21 protein-coding genes are annotated in these 23,606 nt (G+C 67.1%); 17 read left to right on the top strand and 4 right to left on the bottom strand.

The window, feature by feature from the left end:
* Positions 1-38: 38 nt before the first annotated feature.
* Entirely contained in the window at positions 39-1,070 is a 1,032-nt protein-coding gene (locus tag ACSLGO_RS09230) for an Rv2578c family radical SAM protein (protein ID WP_436400966.1), read from the bottom strand.
* A gap of 8 nt (positions 1,071-1,078) precedes the next feature.
* Positions 1,079-1,615, bottom strand: a complete 537-nt coding sequence (locus ACSLGO_RS09225; RefSeq protein WP_436400965.1) for a hypothetical protein — start codon at positions 1,613-1,615, stop codon at positions 1,079-1,081.
* A 156-nt stretch (positions 1,616-1,771) separates the two neighbouring features.
* Here ACSLGO_RS09225 and pheS point away from each other — a divergent pair, with 156 nt between their 5' ends.
* From pheS to ACSLGO_RS09210, 3 genes are all read left to right on the top strand, one after another.
* On the top strand, positions 1,772-2,848 hold the full coding sequence (pheS, locus tag ACSLGO_RS09220) for a phenylalanine--tRNA ligase subunit alpha (protein ID WP_263128736.1): 1,077 nt from the start codon (positions 1,772-1,774) through the stop codon (positions 2,846-2,848).
* The gene (gene pheT / locus ACSLGO_RS09215) at positions 2,849-5,392 is read left to right on the top strand and encodes a phenylalanine--tRNA ligase subunit beta (protein ID WP_436400964.1); all 2,544 of its coding nucleotides are present in this window, start codon (positions 2,849-2,851) and stop codon (positions 5,390-5,392) included. It abuts the gene before it with no gap.
* A gap of 73 nt (positions 5,393-5,465) precedes the next feature.
* The gene (locus ACSLGO_RS09210; protein WP_436400963.1) at positions 5,466-6,086 is read left to right on the top strand and encodes an HAD family hydrolase; all 621 of its coding nucleotides are present in this window, start codon (positions 5,466-5,468) and stop codon (positions 6,084-6,086) included.
* On the opposite strand, the gene ACSLGO_RS09205 is transcribed toward ACSLGO_RS09210, so the two are convergent.
* Entirely contained in the window at positions 6,083-6,526 is a 444-nt protein-coding gene (locus tag ACSLGO_RS09205) for a hypothetical protein (protein WP_436400962.1), read from the bottom strand. The two genes, ACSLGO_RS09210 and ACSLGO_RS09205, sit on opposite strands and share 4 nt — an antisense overlap.
* Before the next feature lie 205 nt (positions 6,527-6,731).
* Positions 6,732-7,697 (bottom strand): quinone oxidoreductase family protein, encoded by a 966-nt coding sequence (locus tag ACSLGO_RS09200; RefSeq protein ID WP_436400961.1) that lies wholly within the window; start codon positions 7,695-7,697, stop codon positions 6,732-6,734.
* 151 nt (positions 7,698-7,848) lie between these two features.
* On the opposite strand from ACSLGO_RS09200, the gene argC reads away from it, so the two are divergent.
* The 14 genes from argC to tyrS all read left to right on the top strand — a co-directional run bounded on the left by argC (position 7,849) and on the right by tyrS (position 23,155).
* Positions 7,849-8,880: an N-acetyl-gamma-glutamyl-phosphate reductase gene (gene argC / locus ACSLGO_RS09195; RefSeq protein WP_263128740.1), complete on the top strand. Its 1,032-nt coding sequence runs from the start codon at positions 7,849-7,851 to the stop codon at positions 8,878-8,880.
* A complete protein-coding gene (gene argJ, locus ACSLGO_RS09190; protein WP_387004895.1) occupies positions 8,880-10,049 on the top strand; it encodes a bifunctional glutamate N-acetyltransferase/amino-acid acetyltransferase ArgJ in 1,170 nt (389 codons plus the stop codon). The genes argC and argJ overlap by 1 nt, the downstream gene beginning before the upstream one ends.
* Positions 10,050-10,063: 14 nt before the next feature.
* Entirely contained in the window at positions 10,064-10,987 is a 924-nt protein-coding gene (gene argB, locus ACSLGO_RS09185; protein ID WP_091606049.1) for an acetylglutamate kinase, read from the top strand.
* Positions 10,984-12,231: an acetylornithine transaminase gene (locus ACSLGO_RS09180; protein WP_436400960.1), complete on the top strand. Its 1,248-nt coding sequence runs from the start codon at positions 10,984-10,986 to the stop codon at positions 12,229-12,231. Before argB ends, ACSLGO_RS09180 begins: the two co-directional genes overlap by 4 nt.
* The gene (gene argF / locus ACSLGO_RS09175; RefSeq protein WP_377956440.1) at positions 12,228-13,193 is read left to right on the top strand and encodes an ornithine carbamoyltransferase; all 966 of its coding nucleotides are present in this window, start codon (positions 12,228-12,230) and stop codon (positions 13,191-13,193) included. Before ACSLGO_RS09180 ends, argF begins: the two co-directional genes overlap by 4 nt.
* Positions 13,190-13,726, top strand: a complete 537-nt coding sequence (locus ACSLGO_RS09170; RefSeq protein WP_091606041.1) for an arginine repressor — start codon at positions 13,190-13,192, stop codon at positions 13,724-13,726. Before argF ends, ACSLGO_RS09170 begins: the two co-directional genes overlap by 4 nt.
* Before the next feature lie 96 nt (positions 13,727-13,822).
* Complete coding sequence (locus tag ACSLGO_RS09165; protein WP_152275266.1) at positions 13,823-15,031, top strand: argininosuccinate synthase; 1,209 nt, start codon at positions 13,823-13,825, stop codon at positions 15,029-15,031.
* 3 nt (positions 15,032-15,034) lie between these two features.
* On the top strand, positions 15,035-16,489 hold the full coding sequence (gene argH / locus ACSLGO_RS09160; protein WP_386886172.1) for an argininosuccinate lyase: 1,455 nt from the start codon (positions 15,035-15,037) through the stop codon (positions 16,487-16,489).
* Positions 16,490-16,591: 102 nt separating this feature from the next.
* Complete coding sequence (locus ACSLGO_RS09155; RefSeq protein ID WP_436400959.1) at positions 16,592-17,125, top strand: pyridoxine/pyridoxamine 5'-phosphate oxidase; 534 nt, start codon at positions 16,592-16,594, stop codon at positions 17,123-17,125.
* A 104-nt stretch (positions 17,126-17,229) separates the two neighbouring features.
* Complete coding sequence (locus tag ACSLGO_RS09150; protein WP_436400958.1) at positions 17,230-18,099, top strand: SRPBCC domain-containing protein; 870 nt, start codon at positions 17,230-17,232, stop codon at positions 18,097-18,099.
* A 38-nt stretch (positions 18,100-18,137) separates the two neighbouring features.
* A complete protein-coding gene (locus tag ACSLGO_RS09145) occupies positions 18,138-18,785 on the top strand; it encodes a DNA-3-methyladenine glycosylase (RefSeq protein ID WP_419242942.1) in 648 nt (215 codons plus the stop codon).
* A gap of 83 nt (positions 18,786-18,868) precedes the next feature.
* A complete protein-coding gene (locus tag ACSLGO_RS09140) occupies positions 18,869-19,438 on the top strand; it encodes an adenine phosphoribosyltransferase (protein WP_263128748.1) in 570 nt (189 codons plus the stop codon).
* Between the two features lie 110 nt (positions 19,439-19,548).
* Positions 19,549-21,816: a UvrD-helicase domain-containing protein gene (locus ACSLGO_RS09135; protein ID WP_325786500.1), complete on the top strand. Its 2,268-nt coding sequence runs from the start codon at positions 19,549-19,551 to the stop codon at positions 21,814-21,816.
* A 13-nt stretch (positions 21,817-21,829) separates the two neighbouring features.
* Positions 21,830-23,155, top strand: coding sequence for a tyrosine--tRNA ligase (gene tyrS / locus ACSLGO_RS09130; RefSeq protein WP_263128750.1), 1,326 nt, complete (start codon positions 21,830-21,832; stop codon positions 23,153-23,155).
* The last annotated feature ends 451 nt before the right edge of the window (positions 23,156-23,606 follow it).

Here is a 23,606-nt window from a genome sequence, read left to right as displayed (position 1 = left end):
AGAACCCTCCGCGGCACCGGTCAAGACCTTCCGGAGAATCAGAAAAGGGTTCCGGCTGCCACTGGCATGCCCGCCGCAGTCTTGGGCGCGGGCCGGGCGGCGCCGCGGGTGGCGAGGAACTGGTTCCGGCCGGCGAATCCATGCCGGTTCTTGAAGTGGGTTATTCGTCCCGCAAGCCACTGGCGGTATTCCTTGGACGCGTAGGTGCCGCCGTCGTACAGCTTGTCGTAGCGCGCCGAAAGCTGGGGATAGTCCCGGGCCAGCCACTGGCGGTACCACTCGCGTGCACCCGGGCGCAGGTGGAGGGCACCGGCCGTGACCGAGGTGGCGCCGGCGTCGGCCAGTGCGGAGAAGAGCGCGTCCAGCGATTCGTCGCCGTCAGTCAGCCAGGGCAGGATCGGCATGGCCATCACGTTGCAGTCCATGCCGGCATCCCGGATGCGGCGGACCAGCTCCAGCCGGGCTTTGGGCGAGGGCGTGCCCGGCTCCACCCGCTGGGCAAGGTTCGGATCCAGCAGGGCGAGCGAAATGCCCATGCTGATGCTGGTCTGCTGCGCTGCCTCCGCCAGGAGCGGCAGGTCGCGGGCCAGCAGGGTTCCTTTGGTCAGGATGGAGAAGGGGGTTCCGCTGTCCGCCAGGGCCCGGATGATGCCGGGCATCAGTTTGTAGCGGCCCTCAGCCCGCTGGTACGGGTCGGTGTTGGTGCCCATGGCCACGTGTTCGTAGTCCCAGGAAGGCCGTGCCAGTTCACGCCGCAAGACCTCCGCTGCGTTGGTTTTGACTACCAGCTGGCTGTCGAAGTCTGCTCCGGTGTCCAGATCCAGGTAGCTGTGGGTCTTACGGGCAAAGCAGTACACGCAGGCGTGGCTACAGCCCCGGTAGGGGTTCACTGTCCAGCCGAAGGGCATCGACGAGGTCCTCGGAACCTTGTTCAGTACGGATTTGGCGAGGACCTCGTGGAACGTCACGCCGGCAAATCCCGGGGTCTGCACGGAGCGGACCAGTCCCTGCAGCGGTAGCAGCGCGTCAGGGGACGGCGCCGCCTTGGGTTCCTGCTCCTGCCACCTCATGCCACCCATTAGAACATATGTTCGAATTCGTGCCTACCCTCTCCGCCCCTTCGAGATGGCAGAAACTGCACGTTAGACCCCCCTATTCGGGCAGTTTCTGTGATTTCGATGGCGGCGGGGCGGGAAGCGCGGGTCCGGTAGCCGCCGTCGGACAGGCCGGCCAGGATTTCAAAAATGTTCGACGACGCCGGGTCTCCGGAACGCAGCTTGGAGAACCCCGCTGCGGCGAAGTAAAGCGGCAGGAATGCCGGCCCCAGTACCGCGTACTGGCTGCTGTGCCGCGCCTCATGCCGCAGCAGCGCGGAGGCAGGTCCGGCGTCGAACGCCTGAGAAACCCGGGAACGGTAGAGAATCACGTTTCCCAGGGTGAAGGCTGCCGCGCGGGGAAGTGGATGGTTCCAGCCGCCGGCGAGCAGCAGCCCGCCGGGCCCCTGCCGCACCGGAACCCTGCCCAGCCGGGCAGCGAGCAGGCCTGCCGCCGTCGTGCCGTTGACCAGGTTCACTGCTCGGCGAAGCGCGTGCTGGCGGGACAGGGGAGGAGCCATGCGCCAATGCTAGGACAGGCGGGGTGCCTTCACACTGCCCGGGCGGAGAGGATGAGTTGGTTAGACTGGTAGCCGCAGGCTTCGTGCCTTTGCCTGCAGGACACAGCATCCACAACCATTCACGTCAACACGGCCGGAAACAGGTAAGAACGGTACATGTCGAACTCCATACCGGGGACGGACTCCCCAGACAACGCGGCGCCCAATCCGCTCGACGAGTCAGCCATCGCGGCTGCCGTTGATTCAGCGCTCGCAGCCATCGGTTCCGCAGCGGACCTGGATGCCCTCAAGGACGTCCGCATCGCCGTCACCGGGGAGAAGTCCCCGCTGTCCCTGGCCAACCGCCAGATCGGGTCGCTGCCCAAGGACCAGAAGGCAGCAGCCGGAAAGGTAATCGGCCCGGCCCGCGGACGAATCAACCAAGCGCTCGCGGCCCGCACGGTGGAGCTCGAAGCCGAGCGGGACGCGCGGATCCTCGTCGAGGAAGCCGTGGATGTCACCGCAGCTCCGCGCCGCCGTCGCATTGGCGGACGCCACCCGCTTTCCACCCTGCAGGACCGCGTCAGCGACATCTTCGTGGGTATGGGCTGGGAAATCGCCGAAGGCCCCGAGGTGGAATCCGAATGGTTCAACTTTGACGCGCTGAACTTCAAGCCGGACCACCCCGCCCGCGAAATGCAGGACACCTTCTTCGTGGAGCCTCCCGAAGCGCACCTGGTCATGCGCACCCATACCTCCCCGGTGCAGGTCCGTTCCATGCTCGAGCGCGACCTGCCCATCTACGTGCTCTGCCCGGGCAAGGTGTTCCGCACCGACGAACTCGACGCCACGCACACCCCCGTGTTCCACCAGTTCGAAGGCCTGGCCATCGACAAGGGCCTCACCATGGCAGACCTGGTGGGTACCCTGGAGCACTTCACCCGGGTGCTCTTCGGCGACGAGGCCAAGGTGCGCCTGCGTCCGAACTATTTCCCGTTCACCGAACCCAGCGCCGAGCTGGACATCTGGCACCCAGGCGCCAAGGGCGGCCCGCGCTGGATCGAGTGGGGCGGCTGCGGCATGGTCAACCCCAACGTGCTGCGCGCCGCGGGAATCGACCCCGAGGTCTACTCAGGTTTTGCCTTTGGCATGGGCATTGAACGTGCCCTGATGTTCCGCAACGAAGTATCCGACATGCGGGACATGATCGAAGGCGACGTACGTTTCAGCGAACACTTCGGGATGGAGATCTAAGTGAGAATCCCACTTTCCTGGCTGCGCGAGTATGCCCAGGTTCCGGCGGACGCAACCGCCGAAGACGTCATGGCGGAACTGGTCAAGGTTGGCCTGGAGGAAGAGGACGTCCACCGTCCCACCGACGAACTCTCCGGCCCGATCGTGGTTGGCCAGGTGCTCTCCAAGGAGCCTGAGCCGCAGAAGAACGGCAAGACCATCAACTGGTGCTCCGTACGCGTGGTGCCCGAGGGCGCCGAGCAGACGCTCACCGGGGAGGGCATCGATCCCTCCGGCGTGCAGGGCATCGTCTGTGGCGCGCACAACTTCGAGGTGGGGGACAAGGTAGTTGTCACCCTGCCCGGCGCCGTGCTGCCCGGAGACTTCCGGATCAGCCCGCGCAAGACCTACGGCCACGTTTCCGCCGGCATGATCGCCTCCGTGCGTGAACTTGGCATCGGCGAAGACCACGACGGCATCCTGGTCCTCTCCACCCTGGGACTTGATCCCGAGGTTGGCACCGACGCGATGGAACTGCTCGGTCTTTACGACCAGGCCGCGGAAATCAACGTCACCCCGGACCGCGGCTACGTCTTCTCCATCCGCGGCGCTGCCCGCGAATACGCCCACGCAACGGCTACCAAGTTCACCGATCCCGCCGCCACGGTGGAGGTTCCGGAGGCCGACGGCGCCGGGTATCCGGTGCGCCTGGCCGACGAAGCCCCGATCTACGGCAAGGCCGGCTGCGACCGTTTCGTCGCCCGCACCGTCCGCGGCGTGGATCCGACCCGCCCGACGCCGCCGTGGATGTCTTCCCGACTGCGCCTGGCCGGCATGCGTTCCATCTCCCTGGTGGTGGACATCTCCAACTACGTGATGCTTGAGCTCGGCCAGCCGCTGCACTTCTATGACCTGGACAAGCTCACCGGTGAAATCGTGGTGCGCCGTGCCAACCCGGGTGAGACGCTGAAGACCCTAGACGACAAGGTCCGCACCCTGGACCCGGAGGACCTGCTGATCACGGACGGTTCCGGTGCCATCGGCATTGCGGGCGTCATGGGCGGAAACGCCACCGAGGTCTCTGACGCCACGCAGAACGTCCTGATTGAGGCAGCCCACTTTGAGGAAGTCTCGATTGGACGCTCCCGCCGCCGCCACAAACTGCCCTCCGAAGCGTCCAAGCGCTTCGAACGCGGCGTTGACTGGTACGTCGCGGACATCGCCGCCCAACGCGCCGTCGACCTGCTCGTGGAACTGGCCGGCGGCACCGCCGACGAGTCCATCACCGACGCCGGCATCGCGCCGGAAACCCGCAGCATCTTCCTGCCAGCGGACTTCCCGGCCAATCTGATCGGCCTGAACTTCACCGAAGAGCAGATCACCGGCGCCCTCACCGATCTTGGGGCGGACGTTGAAAAAGCCGACGGCGGCTTCCGGGTTGTTCCTCCGAGCTGGCGGTCCGACCTTGAAACCCGTGAGGACCTCACCGAGGAAATCATCCGTCTGGTGGGCTACGACAAGATCCCGTCCACTCTTCCCGTTGCTCCTCCCGGGCGCGGGCTAACGCGCGTCCAGCAGCAGCGCCGCCGCCTGCTCCAGTCCCTCGCGGCGTCGGGCATGACCGAAGTGCTGTCCTATCCCTTCGTCACCGAAGAAGACAACAACACCTTCGGCACCCCGGTTGCCGGCGAGGAGCGCCCCGCGGTCAAGCTGGCCAACCCGCTCTCCGCCGAGTTCGGCTACCTGCGCACCTCCGTGCTGCCGGGCCTGTTCGACGTCGCCAAGCGGAACCTTTCGCGCGGCTTCCGCGACCTGGCACTGTACGAATCCGCGCTGGTCTTCCTCCCGGGTGAGCAGAACGGGACGGAATCGATCCCGCCGCTGGGCGTCAGGCCGTCCGAGGAGGTCCTCGACGGCCTGTACAACGGCATCCCGGACCAGCCGCTGCACATCGGCGTGCTCTTCACCGGGCACGAATCACCCGCCGGCGCCGGCCACACCCCACGCGCCTGGGACTGGGCCGACGCCGTGGACACCGCGCGGCTCATGGGTGACGTGCTCGGGGTCGAACTGGTCATCAGCCAGGGCGAACACCAGGCCTTCCACCCGGGACGCACCGCCAGGATCTCGCTGCGCAGCGGCGAAACCGTCGGCTACGCCGGCGAACTGCACCCGAAGCTGCTCGCAGCCCGGGACATGCCGGCCCGCACCGTGGCGCTGGAACTCAACGCCGACGCGCTGTTCGACGCCGCGCCGGACGTGATCGTGGCGAAGGAAATCTCCACGTTCCCGGCCACCACGCAGGACGTTGCGCTCATTGTGGCCGCCGAGATCCCGGCCGAGTCCGTGCTGGAAACCCTCCGCGAAGGCGCCGGTGACCTGCTGGAAGACATCGCACTGTTCGACGTGTACACCGGGAAGGGCATCGACGAAGGACAGAAGTCCCTCGCCTTCGCCCTGCGCTTCCGCGCACCGGACCGCACACTGACCGCCGATGAGGCCTCGGAATCCCGGGCCGCCGCTGTCGCGCTGGCTGCCGAGCGTTTCGGTGCCGTTCAGCGGTAGCTTTCCCTGATTGCGTGAAGCCCCGCGGGTACGTTCCGGCGGGGCTTCGCGCATGTTTGTTAGCTTGTGGAGGATGACTACCTTCCCCGCATCCGGCACCTGGTACCTCTTCGACTACGGCAAAGTGATCTCCACCGAGCCCCTCGCTGAAGACTGGGATGCGCTGCAGTATTCAGCCGGACTGGACCTGCGGTCCCCGTCGAGTTCGTATTGGGCTGCGCGGCTGGAGTACGACGGCGGCGGGCTCAGTCCGGCTGAATACTGGTCTTCCGTGCTTGGCCGGGCCGTCGGTGGTGATGACCTGGACCGGCTGGAAGAGCTGGACGCCCGCCTGTGGTCCCGGCTGAACCCCCGAACCCTGGAAGTCCTTGATTTCATGGCGGGGCAGGGGGCGCACTTGGCTCTGCTCTCCAACATGCCCGAAGGGATGTCCCACCGGTACGAGTCGGAGGCCGCCTGGCCAGGGTTTTTCGCCGCCCGCTACTTCAGCGGCCGGCTGCGCATGGTCAAGCCGGAGCCGCAGGTTTACCGGTATGTCCTGAAAGGCCTCGGTGCAGCCCCCGAAGATGTGGTGTTCATCGATGACAACCGGGCGAACATCGAAGCGGCCGAGGCACTGGGTATGCGGGTGGTCCTGCTCAGGGAGGACACGGACCTGCGGCAGGAGCTCGCCCTGCTTGGGGAGCCGGCCTAGCCGCCCTTGATGCGCGGCCCGTCTTCGTCTCTGCCGCCCGCGCATCCGTTTTGGACTGGATCATTTGGTTTCCGGCTCTCCACCAGGGATGAGGTGCTGGTGCCCACTCCGACGAGCAGGCAGCCGGTGGCTAACCAGCCGTACCCCTGGACAGCGCCGTAGAAGAGGACGGGAACCAGAACTGCTCCGGCCAAGGCAGCAGGTCCCAAGCGCTTGCCCCGGGGCCGAACGGTCCGCACGGTTTCGTGCCGTCCCGCGGACTGTCGGTCCCTGATCACCCGGACGGTCAGGGTGAGTCCGAAGAGAAGCGGCGTGGCCTGAACGAGCTGGGCCCTTGGCGGCAGGCTGATCAAACTGGCGCACAGGACGCCCACGACGACGAGGACGATGCTCGCGGCGTCGAGCAGCTTGACGTTATCCGGGGCCTTGGGGCTCGTCATGGCGCAGAGTCTGGCACAAAATCGCTGCGCCGTTGTAAGGGAGCGGTATCAGGCACGGCGTGCGGGGGCCGGCGGGGGCAATTCTGCTGCCAGTTCGGGAAGATCCGACCGGTTCGCACTTGTGCTCCCGCTTCGAACCGGCGGCAGAACCCGGAACCGGCAGCAGAACCCGGAACCGGCAGCAGAACCCCAACCCGGGCGAACGCTACGGAACCAGCAGCACCTTGCCGGTCGTCTTGCGGCCTTCCAGGTCTTCGTGCGCGCGGGCAGCTTCGGCAAGGGGATAGGTTGCGCCGATCCGCACGTCCAGGGTCCCGGCCTCCACCATTTCGAACAGTTCGCGGGCACGCCACTGCCGTTCCTCCGCGCTGAGCAGGTAATCCCTTATGGTCGGCCGGGTCAGGTACAGCGAGCCCAGGGCGTTCAGCCGCTGGATGTCGAACGGGGGCACCTGGCCCGACGCACCGCCGAACAGCACCATCATGCCGCGGGGCCGCAGGCTGGAAAGCGAGCCGTCGAACGTGGCCTTCCCGACGCCGTCGAACACCACATCCACGCCGCGGCCGTCTGTCAGCTCCCGCACCCGGTCAGCGAAGCCGTCGTAGCGCAGCACACGGTCCGCGCCGGCTGCGGCCGCCAGTGCTTCCTTCTCATCGGTGGAGACCGTGGTGATCACGGTGGCGCCCTTGGCTTTGAGCAGCTGGGTCAGCAGCAGCCCGACTCCGCCGGCACCGGCATGGGTGAGGACGGTCTCCCCGGACTGAACCGGATAGGTCGAGTTGCACAGGTAATGCGCCGTGATGCCCTGCAGCGGCAGGGCAGCAGCTACCTCGCTGCTCACATCCCGGGGAACGGGGAGAGCCTTGGACGCGTCCAGCAGCATGTACTCCGAGTAGGCTCCGCCGCCTTCCGCGGTTGCTACGCGGTCCCCGTCGCTGAAAGCAGCAACGTCCAGGCCTGCCTGGACTACCGTGCCGGCAGCTTCGGAACCGGGGATGAAGGGGTACTTCATCGGATAGACACCGCTGCGCTGGTATGTGTCGATGAAGTTCACGCCCGTGGCCGCCACCTTCACGAGCAACTCGTTCGGGCCGGGAACCGGAAGGTCCACGTCTTCGTAGCGCAGAATTTCAGGTCCGCCCGCTTTCGGGACGACAATGGCCTTATGCATGGAATGCCTCTTCCGATGGATGGGCGGGGTTAACCGGGTACGCGAACCCATCGTAGGACGCCTGTTGCCGGGAGGCACAGCGATTGCCCTACCAAGGACACATTGCATAATTATGAAACCCCATGCATAAAACTGCTGTAGGGTGGTGGGCATGACGATTTCCGTAGCTGTATCAGGTGCCAGCGGCTATGCCGGCGGTGAGGTCCTGCGCCTGCTCGCCGGCCACCCCGGCGTCGAAATTGGTGCCATCACCGCCCACAGCAACGCCGGCTCCCGGCTCGGTGAACTCCAGCCCCACCTGCATGCCCTGGCGGACCGGATCCTGGTGGACACCACTGTGGAGAACCTGTCCGGGCATGACGTGGTTTTCCTGGCGCTGCCGCACGGTGCCAGCGCCGAGATCGCTGCGCAGCTGCCCGGAGACACCCTGGTGATCGACGCCGGCGCAGACCACCGGCTCACGGATCCTGCTGCGTGGGAAAAGTTCTACGGATCTTCGCACGCCGGTTCCTGGCCCTACGGCCTGCCCGAGCTGCCCGGCCACCGCGACATGCTCCGCGGCGCACGCCGTATCGCTGTTCCCGGCTGCTATCCCACGTCCTCGCTGCTGGCGCTCACGCCCGGCTTCGCGGCAGGCCTGCTGGAGCCCGACGACGTCGTCATCGTCGCAGCGTCCGGCACCTCCGGAGCGGGCAAGGCAGCCAAGCCGCACCTCCTCGGCTCCGAGGTCATGGGCGGGATGAGCCCCTACGGTGTGGGCGGCGGCCACCGGCACACCCCGGAAATCGAACAGGGCCTCTCCGCCGCAGCGGGGGAGCAGGTCTCCATTTCCTTCACACCGACGCTGGCTCCCATGGCCCGCGGCATCCTCACCACCGCGACGGCGAAGGTCCGCCCCGGCGTCGACGCCGCCGCCCTGCGCGAGGCCTGGGAAACGGCCTACGCCGATGAACCGTTCGTCCGGGTGCTGCCGGAGGGTCAGTGGCCCGCTACCAAGATGGTGGTCGGCTCCAACTACGCCGCCCTGCAGCTCGCCTACGATCCGCACGCCGGCCGCGTGATTGTCTCCGCCGTGATCGACAACCTCACCAAGGGCACCGCCGGCGGCGCCGTCCAGTCCATGAACATCGCCCTGGGCCTCGAAGAGGGCACCGGGCTCACCCTGCAGGGAGTAGCACCGTAATGAGCACCAACGCAGCAACCGGCATCACCGCACCGGCAGGATTCCGGGCAGCCGGCGTCACCGCTGGTCTGAAGGCCTCCGGCGGACGCGACGTCGCGCTGGTGGTCAACGACGGTCCTACCAAGGCAGCAGCAGCGGTCTTCACCCGGAACCGCGTCGCCGCAGCACCCGTGCACTGGTCCCGGCAGGCCATCTCCGACGGCCGGGCCGACGCCGTGTTCCTCAACTCCGGCGGCGCCAACGCCTGCACCGGCCCGCAGGGTTTCCAGAACACCCACGCCACCGCGGAGAAGGTCGCTGACCTGCTCGGCGTTTCCGCGAACGACGTCCTGGTCTGCTCCACCGGCCTGATCGGCGAGCAGCTGCCCATGGACAAGATCCTTCCGGGCGCGGAAGCCGCTGCGGCAGCGTTGGACGCCGACGGCGGTGCCCTGGCTGCCGAGGCGATCATGACCACCGACACCGTTTCCAAGCAGGCAGTGTTTACCGGTTCCGGCTACAGCATTGGCGGCATGGCCAAGGGCGCCGGCATGCTGGCTCCGGGCCTGGCTACGATGCTGGTGGTCCTCACCACCGATGCGGACCTCGACGCCGCAGCCCTGGACACGGCACTGCGCGCCGCCACCGCCGTCACCTTCGACCGCACGGATTCGGACGGCTGCATGTCCACCAATGACACCGTAATCCTGATGGCCTCCGGTGCGTCCGGCACCACTCCGGACACGGAAGAGTTCACCCGCGGACTCACCGAGGTGTGCCATTCCCTGGCCCAGCAGCTGATCACCGATGCCGAAGGCGCCAGCCACGACATCGCCATCACCACCGTCAACGCCGCTACGGTGGCCGATGCCGAGAACGCCTCCCGCGCCGTCGCCCGCTCCAACCTGTTCAAGACCGCCATCTTCGGCAACGACCCGAACTGGGGCCGGGTGCTCTCCGCCGTCGGCACCACGGACGCCGCCTTCGAACCGGAGAACATCAACGTCACCATCAACGGCGTCCAGGTCTGCCGCGGCGGCGGCATCGGCGATCCGCGCGAAGGCGTGGACCTCACCGGCCGGGCCGTCAGCGTTGAAATCGACCTCGCCGCCGGCACCGAGTCCGCGACCATCTGGACGAACGACCTGACCACGGACTACGTCCACGAAAACTCGGCGTACAGCAGCTAGGCGGGAAGAGAAGCATGAGCACAGCCACCCAGCAGGACCAGGCAGCGGCACAGGACAAGGCCGCCACCCTGATCGAGGCACTGCCCTGGATCCAGCGCTTCGCCGGCAGCACCATCGTGATCAAGTACGGCGGCAACGCCATGATCAACGATGAACTGCGCCAGGCGTTCGCCGAGGACATCGTCTTCCTCCACCACGTAGGCGTCCACCCCGTTGTGGTGCACGGCGGCGGTCCGCAGATCAGCGCGCTGCTGGACCGGCTCGGCATCGAATCCGAGTTCAAGGGCGGGCTGCGCGTCACCACGCCCGAAGCCATGGATGCCGTCCGCATGGTGCTCACCGGACAGGTGGGCCGGGAACTGGTGGGCCTGGTGAACTCCCACGGCCCCTACGCCGTCGGCCTCTCGGGCGAAGACGGCGGACTGCTGCAGGCCGTCCGCACCGGAACCGTCATTGACGGCGAGGAAGTGGACCTGGGCCTCGTTGGCGAAGTGGTGGGCGTGAACCCCGGAGCCATCCTGGACCTCATTGAAGCCGGCCGGATTCCGGTCATCTCCACGGTGGCCCCGGAAATCGGCGCCGACGGCAATCCCACCGGCCAGGTGCTCAACGTCAACGCGGACACCGCTGCCGCAGCCCTGGCGGTGGCCCTGGGGGCCTGCCGCCTGGTGGTTCTCACCGACGTCGAGGGTCTCTACGCCAACTGGCCGGACAAGTCCTCACTGATCTCCGCCCTTACCGCCGGCGAGCTCCGGGACATGCTGCCCACCCTTGAATCCGGCATGATCCCCAAGATGGAAGCCTGCCTGGCCGCCGTGGACGGGGGAGTGGACCGGGCCGCCGTCGTCGACGGTCGCATGGCGCACTCGATGCTGCTGGAAGTCTTCACCACCGCCGGCATCGGCACCCAGATCATTCCGGACGGAGCACAAGCATGAGCAACCCCATGACCACCGCGGTTTCCCCGCTGATTGATACTGCCGGTTCCGGCAGCGAATGGCTCGCCCGCTACAGCGACTCACTGATGAACGTGTTCGGCGCTCCGCAGCGCGTCCTGGTGCGCGGCGAGGGCTGCACCGTCTGGGACGCGGACGGAAAAGCCTACCTGGACCTGCTCGGCGGCATCGCGGTCAACGCGCTGGGCCACGCCCACCCGTTTGTCACCTCGGCCATTGCCGGGCAGCTGAACACCCTGGGACATATCTCCAACTTCTTCACCAGCCCCACCCAGGTGGGCCTCGCGGAGAAGCTGCTGCAGCTGGTTCAGGCCCCGGCCGGGTCCAAGGCCTTTTTCTCCAACTCAGGCACCGAGGCCATTGAAGCGGCGTTCAAGCTCGCCCGGCGCCACTCCACCGGTCGCCGCACCCGCATCATTGCCATGGACCGCGCATTCCACGGCCGGACCATGGGCGCCCTGGCGCTGACCGCGAAGCCCGCCTACCGGGAGCCGTTCGCGCCGCTGCCCGGCGGCGTCGAGCACATTCCGTACGGTGACGTCGAGGCGCTGCGGGCAGCGGTCGATGCGACGGTTGCTGCCGTCTTCATCGAACCGATCCAGGGCGAAGCCGGTGTGCAGGTGCCGCCGGCCGGGTTCCTGGAGGCCGCCCGCGAGATCACCCGGGACGCCGGTGCGCTGCTGGTGTTCGACGAAGTCCAGACCGGCATCGGCCGCACCGGCCGCTGGTTCGCGTCCGAAGGCGTGCTGCCGGATGCCATGACCCTGGCCAAGGGCCTGGGCAGCGGCTTCCCGATCGGCGGGCTGATCACGTTCGGTCCCGAGGTCTCTGCGCTGCTGGCCCCCGGCCAGCACGGAACCACCTTCGGTGGAAACCCCGTGGCAACCGCTGCCGCACTGGCCACGCTGTCCGTCATCGAAACCGACGGCATCCTCGCCAACGTGCAGGCCAACGGTAACTTCCTGCGCGACGGCCTGCGCGGCGTCGACGGCGTCACCGAAGTCCGCGGCGAAGGCCTGCTGATCGGCATCGACCTCGCGCAGGAGCTCGCTCCGGCCGCCGTCCAGGCAGCCCTGGACGCCGGCTTCATCATCAACGCCACCGGCCCGGCCACCCTGCGCCTGGCACCGCCGCTGATCCTCACCACCGACCAGGCAGCCACCTTCCTGGCCGCGTTCCCCTCCATCCTGCAGGCCGCCGCGGCCACGACGATTGGACAGTCATGACCCGCCACTTCCTCGTTGACACTGACCTGACCCAGGCCGAGCAGGCCGAAGTCCTGGACCTCGCGGACGCGCTGAAGAAGGACCGCTGGAAATACCAGCCCTACGCCGGGGAAGGCTCGGGACGGCAGACCGTCGCCGTCATCTTCGACAAGACCTCCACCCGCACCCGGATCTCCTTCGCGGCCGGCATCTCCGATTTGGGCGGCGTCCCGCTGATCATCGGCGCGGGGGAGTCCCAGCTGGGCCACAAGGAATCAATCTCGGACACCGCCAAGGTCATGGAGCGCATGGTCTCCACCATCGTCTGGCGGACCTACGCCCAGTCCGGGCTGGAGGAAATGGCCGCGAACTCCAGCGTCCCGGTCATCAACGCACTCTCCGACGACTACCACCCCTGCCAGCTCCTGGCAGACCTGATGACCATCCGCGAGCACAAGGGCACCCTGGCCGGCCTAACCCTCACCTACCTGGGCGACTGCGCCAACAACATGGCCAACTCCTACCTGCTGGCCGGCGTCACCGCGGGGATGCACGTGCGCGTCGCCGGACCGGTGGGCTACCTGCCGGACCCGGCGATCGTCGACGCCGCTGCGGCGCGCGCCGAGGAAACCGGCGGATCGGTCATGATCACCACCGACGCCGCCGAGGCCTTGGCCGGCGCCGACGTCGTAGCCACGGATACGTGGGTGTCGATGGGCCAGGAAGACGAAAAGGCCGCCCGGCAGGAACTGTTCCGGGACTACGCCGTGGACAGCGCCGCCATGGCGCAGGCGGCCCAGGACGCCGTCGTACTCCACTGCCTGCCCGCCTACCGCGGCTACGAGATTTCCGCCGACGTGATCGACGGCCCGCAGTCCGTGGTCTGGGATGAGGCAGAAAACCGGCTGCACGCCCAGAAGGCCCTGATGGTCTGGCTGATGGCGCGGTCCGGCCTCACCGGGATCCCGGAGGAAGCGGCATGAGCATGCCCACCACCAAGACGGCCCGGCAGGCACGCATCCGTGCACTGCTGACCGGGCTGTCGGTGCGGTCGCAGGCAGAGCTCGCCGCACTGCTGGCGGACGACGGCGTGCAGGTCAACCAGGCCACGCTTTCCCGCGACCTGGTGGAACTCGGTGCCGTGCGCATGCGCGGCAAGGACGGCGTGCTGGTGTACGCGGTGCCTGCTGAAGGCGGAACCCGCACGCCGCAGTCCGGCATCACCCAGGAAGTGCTCGACGCCCGGCTGGCCCGGCTGTGCGGCGAACTGCTGGTCACCGCCGAAGCGTCCGGGAACATCGTGGTGCTGCGCACCCCTCCCGGTGCCGCGAACTTCCTCGCCCTGGCCATCGACCACTCGGTCATGCCGTCCATCCTGGGCACGGTGGCAGGGGATGACACCGTGCTGCTGGTGACCCGGGAGCCCGACGGCGGCGCGGACCTGGCGGCGCGTTTCCTCTCCATCGCTGACGAGGCAACCGCCAGCGGGCAGGCCCCTGACAATCGCATACTGTAGAAGCTGGTCCCGGGCAGGAAATCCGCGCAGCTTCCCCCTGTTTTCACAACCAACCCGCAGCCTGAGCGCTGCACCAATCGCAAGAGGAGCACATTCGTGAGCGAACGTATTGTTCTGGCCTACTCCGGTGGCCTGGATACGTCAGTGGCAATCGGCTGGATTGCCGAGGCAACCGGCGCCGAGGTCATCGCCGTGGCGGTCGACGTAGGACAGGGCGGAGAGTCCCTCGAGACCATCCGCCAGCGTGCCCTCGACTGCGGCGCCGTGGAAGCCTACGTGGCTGACGCCCGCGACGAATTCGCCGCCGAGTACTGCATGCCGGCGCTGCAGGCCAATGCCCTGTACATGGATTCCTACCCGCTGGTCTCCGCCCTGTCCCGCCCGGTGATCGTCAAGCACCTGGTAGCCGCCGCCCGCCAGTTCGGCGCCACCACCGTCTCGCATGGCTGCACCGGCAAGGGTAACGACCAGGTCCGCTTCGAAGTCGGCATCCAGACCCTGGGCCCGGACCTGAAGTGCATCGCTCCGGTCCGTGACCTGGCCCTGACCCGTGACAAGGCCATTGCCTTCGCCGAGGAGAAGAACCTGCCGATCGTCACCACCAAGAAGAACCCGTTCTCCATCGACGCCAACGTCTGGGGACGCGCCGTGGAAACCGGCTTCCTGGAAGATATCTGGAACGGCCCCACCCCGGACGTGTACGAATACACCTCCGACCCCGCCTCCGGCATCGCCGCCGACGAAGTGGTCATCACCTTCAAGGAAGGTGTTCCGGTGGCAATCGACGGCAAGCCCGTCACCCCGCTGCAGGCCATCGAGGAAATGAACCGCCGCGCCGGCGCTCAGGGCATCGGCCGGATCGACATCGTCGAAGACCGCCTCGTGGGCATTAAGAGCCGCGAGATCTACGAAGCCCCCGGCGCCATGGCCCTGATGGCCGCGCACCGCGAGCTCGAGAACGTCACGGTGGAGCGCGAGCAGGCCCGTTTCAAGAAGACGGTTGGCCAGCGCTGGACCGAACTGGTCTACGACGGCCAGTGGTTCTCCCCGCTGAAGAACTCCCTGGACGCCTTCATCGGTGACACCCAGAAGTACGTCTCCGGCGACATCCGCATGGACCTGCACGCAGGCCGCGCCACCGTCACCGGACGCCGCTCGGAGTCCTCGCTGTACGACTTCAACCTCGCCACCTACGACACCGGTGACACGTTCGACCAGTCCATGGCCCGCGGGTTCATCGAACTGTTCGGCATGTCCTCCAAGGTGGCTTCCGGCCGCGACCAGCGTTTGGCAGAAGGTAAGTAAGCAATGAGTAACGGCAAGCCGTCAATCGAATCCCAGCCTGGAGCCGGCGGCTCCACGGTCCAGGGTGCACTGTGGGGCGGCCGCTTCGCCGGCGGTCCGGCCGACGCACTGGCAGCCCTGAGCAAGTCCACCCACTTCGACTGGCGGCTTGCCGGCTACGACATCGCCGGCTCCCGGGCACACGCCCGGGTGCTGCACAAAGCCGGCCTGCTCTCCGAGGAAGAGCTGGCCGGCATGCTGGAGGCACTGGACGCGCTCGACGCCGATGTGCGCTCCGGCGCCTACCTCCCGGCCGACTCGGACGAGGACGTGCACGGCTCGCTGGAACGCGGACTGATCGAACGCGCCGGACCGCAGCTGGGCGGCAAGCTCCGCGCCGGCCGGTCCCGCAATGACCAGATCGCCACGCTGGGCCGCATGTACCTGCGCGACCACGCCCGGATCATCGCCGCCGGCGTGCTGGCTACGGTCGATTCCCTGGTGGAACAGGCCGAGAAACACCTCGGCGTGGCCATGCCCGGCCGCACCCACCTGCAGCACGCCCAGCCGGTGCTGCTCAGCCATCACCTCCTGGCCCACGCCTGGGCCCTGCTGCGCGACGTGCAGCGTCTGGCCGACTGGGACAAGCGCGCCGCGGTGTCCCCGTACGGTTCCGGTGCCCTGGCCGGTTCCTCCCTCGGTCTTGACCCCAACGCCGTCGCTGCGGACCTCGGCTTCGACTCCGCGGCCTGGAACTCGATCGACGGCACTGCCTCGCGTGATGTCTACGCCGAGTTCGCCTGGGTCGCCGCCATGATCGGCGTCGACCTGTCCCGGATCAGCGAGGAAATTATCCTCTGGGCCACCAAGGAATTCTCCTTCGTCACGCTCGACGACGCCTTCTCCACCGGATCCTCGATCATGCCGCAGAAGAAGAACCCGGATGTGGCCGAGCTTGCCCGCGGCAAGGCTGGGCGCCTCATCGGGGACCTCACCGGGCTGCTGGCCACGCTCAAGGGCCTGCCCCTGGCCTACAACCGTGACCTTCAGGAAGACAAGGAACCGGTCTTCGACGCCACGGACACACTGGAGCTTCTGCTCCCTGCCGTGTCCGGCATGATCGCCACCCTGGTCTTCAACACCGAACGCATGGAATCCCTGGCTCCGCAGGGCTTCGCCCTGGCCACGGACATTGCCGAATGGCTGGTCCGCCAGGGTGTGCCGTTCCGTGAGGCGCACGAGCTGTCCGGTGCCGCCGTGAAGCTTGCCGAATCGCGCGGCGTCGAACTCTGGGACCTGACTGATGAGGACTACGCCGGGATCTCGGAGCACCTGAGCCCGGAGGTCCGCACCGTCCTTTCCACCGAAGGTTCGCTGGACAGCCGCAGTTCGCAGGGCGGAACCGCCCGCACGGCGGTCGAGTCGCAGCTGGCCGAGCTGAAGAAGCAGCTCGACGCCGCCCGCGCCTTCGCTGCGTAACCCCCATCCCCCTCCATCGAGAGGCCAGTTACGGCCGGTTTGAGCCCGCAAACCAGCCGTAGCTGGCCTCTCGCATGCCGGGAGGCAGCTAGCCTAAGGCCCATGCCTATCTTCGAGCCCGGTCCGAACCTGCAGCGCACGCTGCGTGCGCTGCCCGACTTCGCCGATAACCTTCCCGGCTTCGACCCGGAGCAAGCGCCGACGGACCCCGCCGAGCTGTTTCTGGCCTGGCTGGAGGAAGCCCTCGCCGCAGGGGTGCCCCAGCCGCACGCCTTCTCCCTCGCCACGGCCGATGCCGCAGGGAACCTTTCCTCCCGCATGCTGATCCTGAAGGGCCTCGACGCCGACGGATGGCACTTCGCCACCTCGCGTTCCTCCCGCAAGGGCCGCGAACTGGAGCAGAACCCACGCGCGGCGATGAACTTCTACTGGTATGCCCAGGGCCGCCAGGTCCGGGTGACGGGGAACGTCGTGCAGCTCAGTGCCGAGGCCTCCGCCCGGGACTGGAACGAACGCCCCGTCACGGACGGGTCAGAGAACCCGCACTGGCAGCTCTACGCGCTGGTCCCCAGGGAGGTCGAGTTCTGGCAGGCGGATCCGGCCAGGCGGCACATCCGGCACCGCTACGAGCTCTAGACACTGCCGCGCCACCGGGGCAAGGTGTGTGCACCCCCTCCCGCCGGACGTCCGCCGCCGCTAGCCTGAAGTGGTCCGCATCCACCGTCCAGGAAGGCCGGGCCATGGCTGAAAGCACATCACCGTCCACCAGCAGAGAATCCCGGCCGGTTCCCGAAGGCAGGATCGAGAGGACAGCCGGCGGATGGGTGCTGGCGTTCGACAAGCAGCTCGATTACCCCGCAGCGCACATCTGGGACGTCCTGACCAACCCGCGGAAGGTCGAGCAGTGGCTGGGACCCGTCCATCCCGATTGGGAGCTGGGCAAGGAATACACCCTTGAAAAGGGCGGCAGCGGGGTATCCGGCACGGTGCTGCAGCTCAATCCGCGTTCGGCCCTGCAGATCAGCTGGGACGACGAACTCGGTGAGGAATCTGTCCTGGACTGGCAGGTCCTGGAGTCCGACGGCGGGTGCCTCCTGAAGTTCCGGGCCCACTCGGAAACCCCGGACTTCCTCGCCGAAGGAAGCGCCGGCTGGCAGGGGATCATGGGCGCTTTCGCCGCCGTCGCCGCCGGGAATCCGCCGCCGGAACAGGAACCGGGCGACTGGCAGGCCCTGCGCGACGCCTACTCCCGTGAGTTCAAGATCAGCCCCACCATGGGCAGGGTGGTGGCGGACCAGGACGGCACCAGCTTCGAGTTCGAACGCTGGTACAACGCCCCCGCCCAGGATGTAGGCGCCGCCGTCGAAGCGTCCAGCGGGAACCTCGGGATCGGCGAGGAAGCGGTCACGGAAGTGCGCGACGACGGCGGGCTGGCCAAGCTGCAGGTCCGCCAGCGGGTGGCGGGCGGCACCACGGAGGACACCGCAGCGCTGATGGCGGCCTGGCACCTGGCCCTTGACTCGGCGGCGGTCCGCCTCACGGGGGAAACGCCGCATCCCAATTCGCACCGGCTGCGCGCCCTCGAAGCGCTGTACCGCACCGCGATCTGATTTTTTGCCCGGGGCGTCCCGGCCCTTACGGTAAGGGAATGGACGTTTCCGATGCCCGCAGCCTCCTGGCCGTCCCAGCGACCGAAGCAGCTCCCTGGCTTTTGGGGGCAGTCCTGCACCGGGAATCAGACGAAGGGCCGGTGGCGGTGCGGATCACCGAGGTTGAGGCATACCTGGGGGAAGCCGATCCCGGATCGCACGCCTTCCGCGGACAGTCTGCGCGCAACTCCACCATGTTCGGCCCGGCCGGCCACCTCTACGTCTACTTCACCTACGGCATGCATTACTGCGCCAACGTCGTTTGCGGACAGGCGGGACAGGCGACCGGGCTGCTGCTGCGGGCCGGGGAAATCGTCGAGGGAACGGCGACTGCACGGCACCGGCGAAATGAACCCAGGACGGACCTTGACCTTGCCCGCGGTCCTGCCCGGCTCGCCCAGGCGCTGGGGATCGACCGGGAACTCAACGGAGCCGACGTCTTTACCGGCCCCCTGCGGCTGGAACTGCCGGCTGCACCCGCGGACCCCGCACGGATCTCGCGCGGGCCGCGGGTGGGAGTCAGCGGCGAGGGCGGGGGAGAGGCCTATCCGTGGCGATACTGGCTCACCGGCGAACCGACTGTCTCCAAGTACCGGCCCGCCGTGAAGCGCCGCCGCCCGGCCGGAGCCACCGCACAAAAGGCCTAGGCGCACTATCGTGTGACCAGCAGCGCAGCCGCGGAACGGCGCCGGGCAGGCGAGGCAGGGCCTCCGCCCGGTAAGGTGGATGGGTGAAAGACGAAGCTTCAGCCCCCGTTGCCGGTTCAGCTGCTCCGGCAGAATCCATCCTCGAAACCATTGACCGTCTCTGTGCAGTGGTGCCGAATTACCCGACGCCGGGGGTGACGTTCCGCGACCTGACCCCGGTCTTCGCTGACGGACCGGCGCTGCGCGGCATGGTCGATGCCCTGCTGGCAGAGTTCGAGGGGACCTTCGACTTCGTGGCCGGTGTTGAAGCCCGCGGCTTCCTGCTCGCCGCTGCCGCCGCCTATGCCTCCGGACACGGTGTGATCACCGTCCGTAAGCCCGGCAAGCTGCCGCGCCCTACCTACAACGAGACGTATTCGATGGAGTACGGAACCAACAGCCTCGAAGTGCACATCGGTGACATTCCGCACGGCTCCCGCGTCCTGGTGCTGGACGATGTCCTGGCCACCGGCGGCACCCTGGGCGCTACCGCCCGGCTGATCGAACGTGCCGGCTCCAGCGTTGCCGGCATCGGCGTCGTTCTTGAACTCGACGGACTTGGCGGCCGGGAAAACCTCGCCGGCTACAAGGTCCATTCGCTGCGCACGTACTAGCCTTTTGCGCCCGGGCGGCGTGCCAATAAGCCGGACTCTGGACAGGGCATACAAAATGTGCCGACGCGGGGTAAACTTGACGGTCTGCCTTTGCGAGAGGGAACGCGAACATGCCTGAAGAGTCTTCGGCCCACACGGAGCTGGAAAACGAGCGCCAGTACGTAGCTGGTCTGTACCACCGGCTCGATGAGCTGCGCGATGAAAAACGTGAGCAGCTGGCCCAGGTGCGCCGCAGCCACTCCGCGGGGTCGCACCAGAACCGTTCCGAACGCGACGCGTTCGCAACCATGTATGAAGACCGCCTCGCGCAGCTCATGGCCGTCGATGACCGCCTGGTCTTTGGCAGGCTGGACCTCGACGACGGCGAGACCCGCTACATCGGGCGCATCGGCCTGTCCACTGCGGACCTGCAGCGGCTCATGGTGGACTGGCGTGCACCGGAAGCGGGCACCTTCTACCAGGCAACGGCCTTCGAGCGGCAGGGCGTGCGCCGCCGCCGTCACCTGATGCTCAAGGGCCGCGAGGTCCAGGGGCTCGAAGACGACGTGCTGGACTACTCCATGCTCGAAGAAGGCCAGGACCTGCAGGGTGAAGGTGCGCTGCTGGCCGCGCTGAATTCGAAGCGCACCGGACAGATGTCGGACATCGTCGGTACCATCCAGGCCGAACAGGACCGGATCATCCGCGCGCCGCTGCCCGGAACCCTGGTAGTCCAGGGCGGGCCGGGCACCGGCAAGACCGCCGTCGCGCTGCACCGCGCCGCGTACCTGCTTTACACCCACCGCGAACGGCTGAAGTCCGCCGGTGTGCTCCTGGTGGGACCGTCCAACGCCTTCATCCGCTACATCGAACGCGTGCTTCCCTCCCTGGGCGAGACCGGCGTCGTCATGTCCAGCCTTGGCCAGCTGATGCCGGGCATCGCGGCCACCGCCGAAGAGTCTGCCGAAGCGGCGGAGATCAAGGGACGGCTGTCCATGGCCGACGTCGTAGCCCGCGCCGTCGCGAACCGGCAGCGCAACTTCACCGAGCCGCGCCGCCTGAACATCGAAGGCACATGGGTCACCCTGACACCCAAGCAGGTCTCCCGCGCAAGGGACCGTGCCCGTGCCACGGGCAAGCCGCACAATGAGGCACGCGTGACGTTCGTGAAGATCCTGCTGCGCGAACTTACCGACCAGATGACCGAAATCCTGGAAGAGTCGGCCGGCGCCGGCAACAGCACGGACCGCGCGTACCTGGCCGAGGACGTGCGCAGCTCGCGCGACGTGCGGGTGGCCCTGAACCTGTGCTGGATGCCGCTGACGCCGGAGAAGCTCATCAGCGAGCTCTTCAGCAAACCGGGCCAGCTGGAAGCTGCCGCACCGGAACTGACCGATGCGGAGCGTGAGGCGCTGCGTCGCAGCCCGGACGCGCCGTGGACCGAAGCCGACGTTCCGCTGCTCGACGAAGCCGCAGAACTGCTCGGTGAACTGGACGCCTCCGCCGGCCGGGACAGCGCAGCACTGGAAGAAGCCCGCAAGCGGGACCTCGCGAACGCCGAACGGGCCATCGAGAACACTGAAGGCTTCCTGGAAGACTCGGGCGCCCACGGCATCCTCTCCGCGGAGGACCTGGCCAACCACAACATGGCCACCGAGCAGCGGCTCACCGCCGCGGACCGCGCCGCCGTGGACCGCACCTGGGCCTTCGGTCATGTGGTGGTGGACGAGGCGCAGGAACTCTCCGCCATGCAGTGGCGCCTGCTGATGCGCCGCTGCCCGCTGAAGTCCTTCACCGTGGTTGGCGACATAGCCCAGACCTCCTCGGCCGCCGGAGCCACGTCCTGGCAGCAGGCGCTGGATCCGTTCGTGGGGGAGCGGTGGACGCTGGAAGAGCTGACGGTCAACTACCGCACACCCGCCCAGATCGCCGAGGCCGCGGTCCGCATGGCCAATGCCGCCGGCCTGGTGGTCTCCGCTCCCAAGGCCGTCCGTGAAGGCCTGTGGGCGCCCTTCCTGGACGAGGTGCAGCAGGGAGGCCTGCTGCCGCGGCTGCTCGAGACGCTGACGGAGGACCTCGCCGCGATCGAGGGCGGCCTGCTGGCCGTCATCACCGAGGACCACCGGCTGGAGCAGGTCCGCGAGGAGGTAACTGCCGTGTACGGGAACCGGGTCGGTACCGGTGCCGGCGGCCTGAGCCAGGACATCGTGGTGATTTCGCCGCGGGAGGCCAAGGGCCTGGAGTTCGACGCCGTCGTCATCCTTGAACCGTCCGAACTGCTCACCGCAGCTGCCGGCAAGGTAGGGGATCTGTACGTTGCCATGACCCGTCCCACGCAGCGCCTGCGACTTATTGCGGAGCACGGCATCCCGGCGGGCATCGACGGCAGCGAATCCTGATAATTTAGAAGGCGTGCCACAGAATACCCAGACCTCCGAGGGCCTTGCTGCCCAGCAGAACGATCCGAGCTTTGCCAATATCTGGCAGGAACTGAAATGGCGTGGGCTGATCAAGCTCTCCACCGATGAGGCGGAACTTGAAAAGCTGCTCGCCGGGGATCCGGTCACGTATTACTGCGGCTTCGACCCCACCGCGCCCAGCCTCCACCTTGGCAACCTCGTCCAGCTGCTGACCATGCGCCGCCTCCAGCTGGCCGGCCACCGGCCCCTGGCCCTGGTGGGCGGCTCCACCGGCCTGGTCGGCGATCCGCGCCCGACGGCGGAACGCACCATGAACACCAAGGAGACGGTGAATGAGTGGGTTGGCTACCTGCAGGGACAGGTGCAGCGTTTCCTGAGCTTTGAGGGTGAAAACTCCGCCCGCATGGTGAACAACCTGGACTGGACGGCGCCGATGAGCGCCATCGACTTCCTCCGCGACATCGGTAAGCACTTCCGGGTGGGCACCATGATCAAGAAGGAAATTGTTGCCTCCCGCCTGAACTCAGACGACGGTATTTCCTACGCCGAGTTCAGCTACCAGGTGCTGCAGGGCATGGATTACCTCCAGCTCTTCCGCGACTACAACTGCGTCCTTGAAACCGGCGGTTCGGACCAGTGGGGCAACCTGACCTCCGGCACCGAACTGGTGCGCAAGGTGGAAGGCGCCACGGTCCACGCGCTGGGCACCCCGCTGATCACCAACTCCGACGGCACCAAGTTCGGCAAGAGCGAAGGCAACGCCGTGTGGCTGGACGGGTCCATGACCAGCCCCTACGCCATGTTCCAGTTCTGGCTGAACACCGCCGACGCCGACGTCATCGACCGGATGAAGGTCTTCACCTTCCGCACGAAGGCAGAGATTGAAGAACTTGAGCGCTCGGTGAAGGAAGCCCCGCACAAGCGGGAGGCCCAGCGCGCCCTCGCGTACGACGTGACCTCCCTGGTGCACGGCGTCGACGCGACTGAGAAGGTCATCGCTGCCTCGGCAGCACTGTTCGGTCAGGGATCGCTCGAAGAACTGGATGAAGCGACCCTCACCGCCGCCACCGCTGAACTGCCGCGGGCCGAGGTTGCTTCGGACGGCCTGGGCGTTATCGACCTGCTGGTGGCCACCGGACTCTCGAAGACCAACTCGGAGGCACGGCGGACCATCACCGAAGGCGGTGCCTACGTGAACAACCGCAAGGTCACCGGAATCGATGAAGTTGTTGCTGCGTCCGAACTGCTGCACGGCAAGTACCTTCTACTGCGGCGCGGCAAGCGGAACCTCGCCACTGCGGTGGTTGCAGGAGAGTAGAACGTCGATGGACGAGGCCGGTTCCCAGGGGGAGCCGGCCTCGTCCCGTTTGGGGACCCGGCCTCTTGTTGTGCGGAGCGGGGTCCCGGCTTTCCTGCGCGGAGCGGGGGAGGGGCGCCGGGCCGGATACCGGGCAGTGGACAGCGTCACAGGAGGCTGGCTTGCACGGGTGCCGGGCGGTGTGTAAAGTAATTGGAGTCGCCGCGGTTGGGGCGCCGGAAGCTAGCCTTCCGGATATCCCAAACGGTGGCCAACCCACACAAAACAAAAGCTGCTTCACGGCTGTGCTGTGAAAAAGCTTAGTTTTCGTGTGGCATTATCTTATTGTTTCGAGCTCTTCCGGTAAATACGCCGAATTGCGGAGAATAAGATGATGGAATATGCTGGTAAAACACACAGCGGTGCGAAAAGAAAACAAATATTCCCCGTGAGGGAATGGTTTTCCGAGTAG

This window comes from Arthrobacter sp. IK3 (assembly GCF_051337705.1).
Classification (GTDB): Bacteria; Actinomycetota; Actinomycetes; order Actinomycetales; family Micrococcaceae; genus Arthrobacter_B; species Arthrobacter_B koreensis.
The sequence above is the reverse complement of the archived record's forward strand: the minus strand, read 5'-3'. Positions and strand labels throughout refer to the sequence as shown.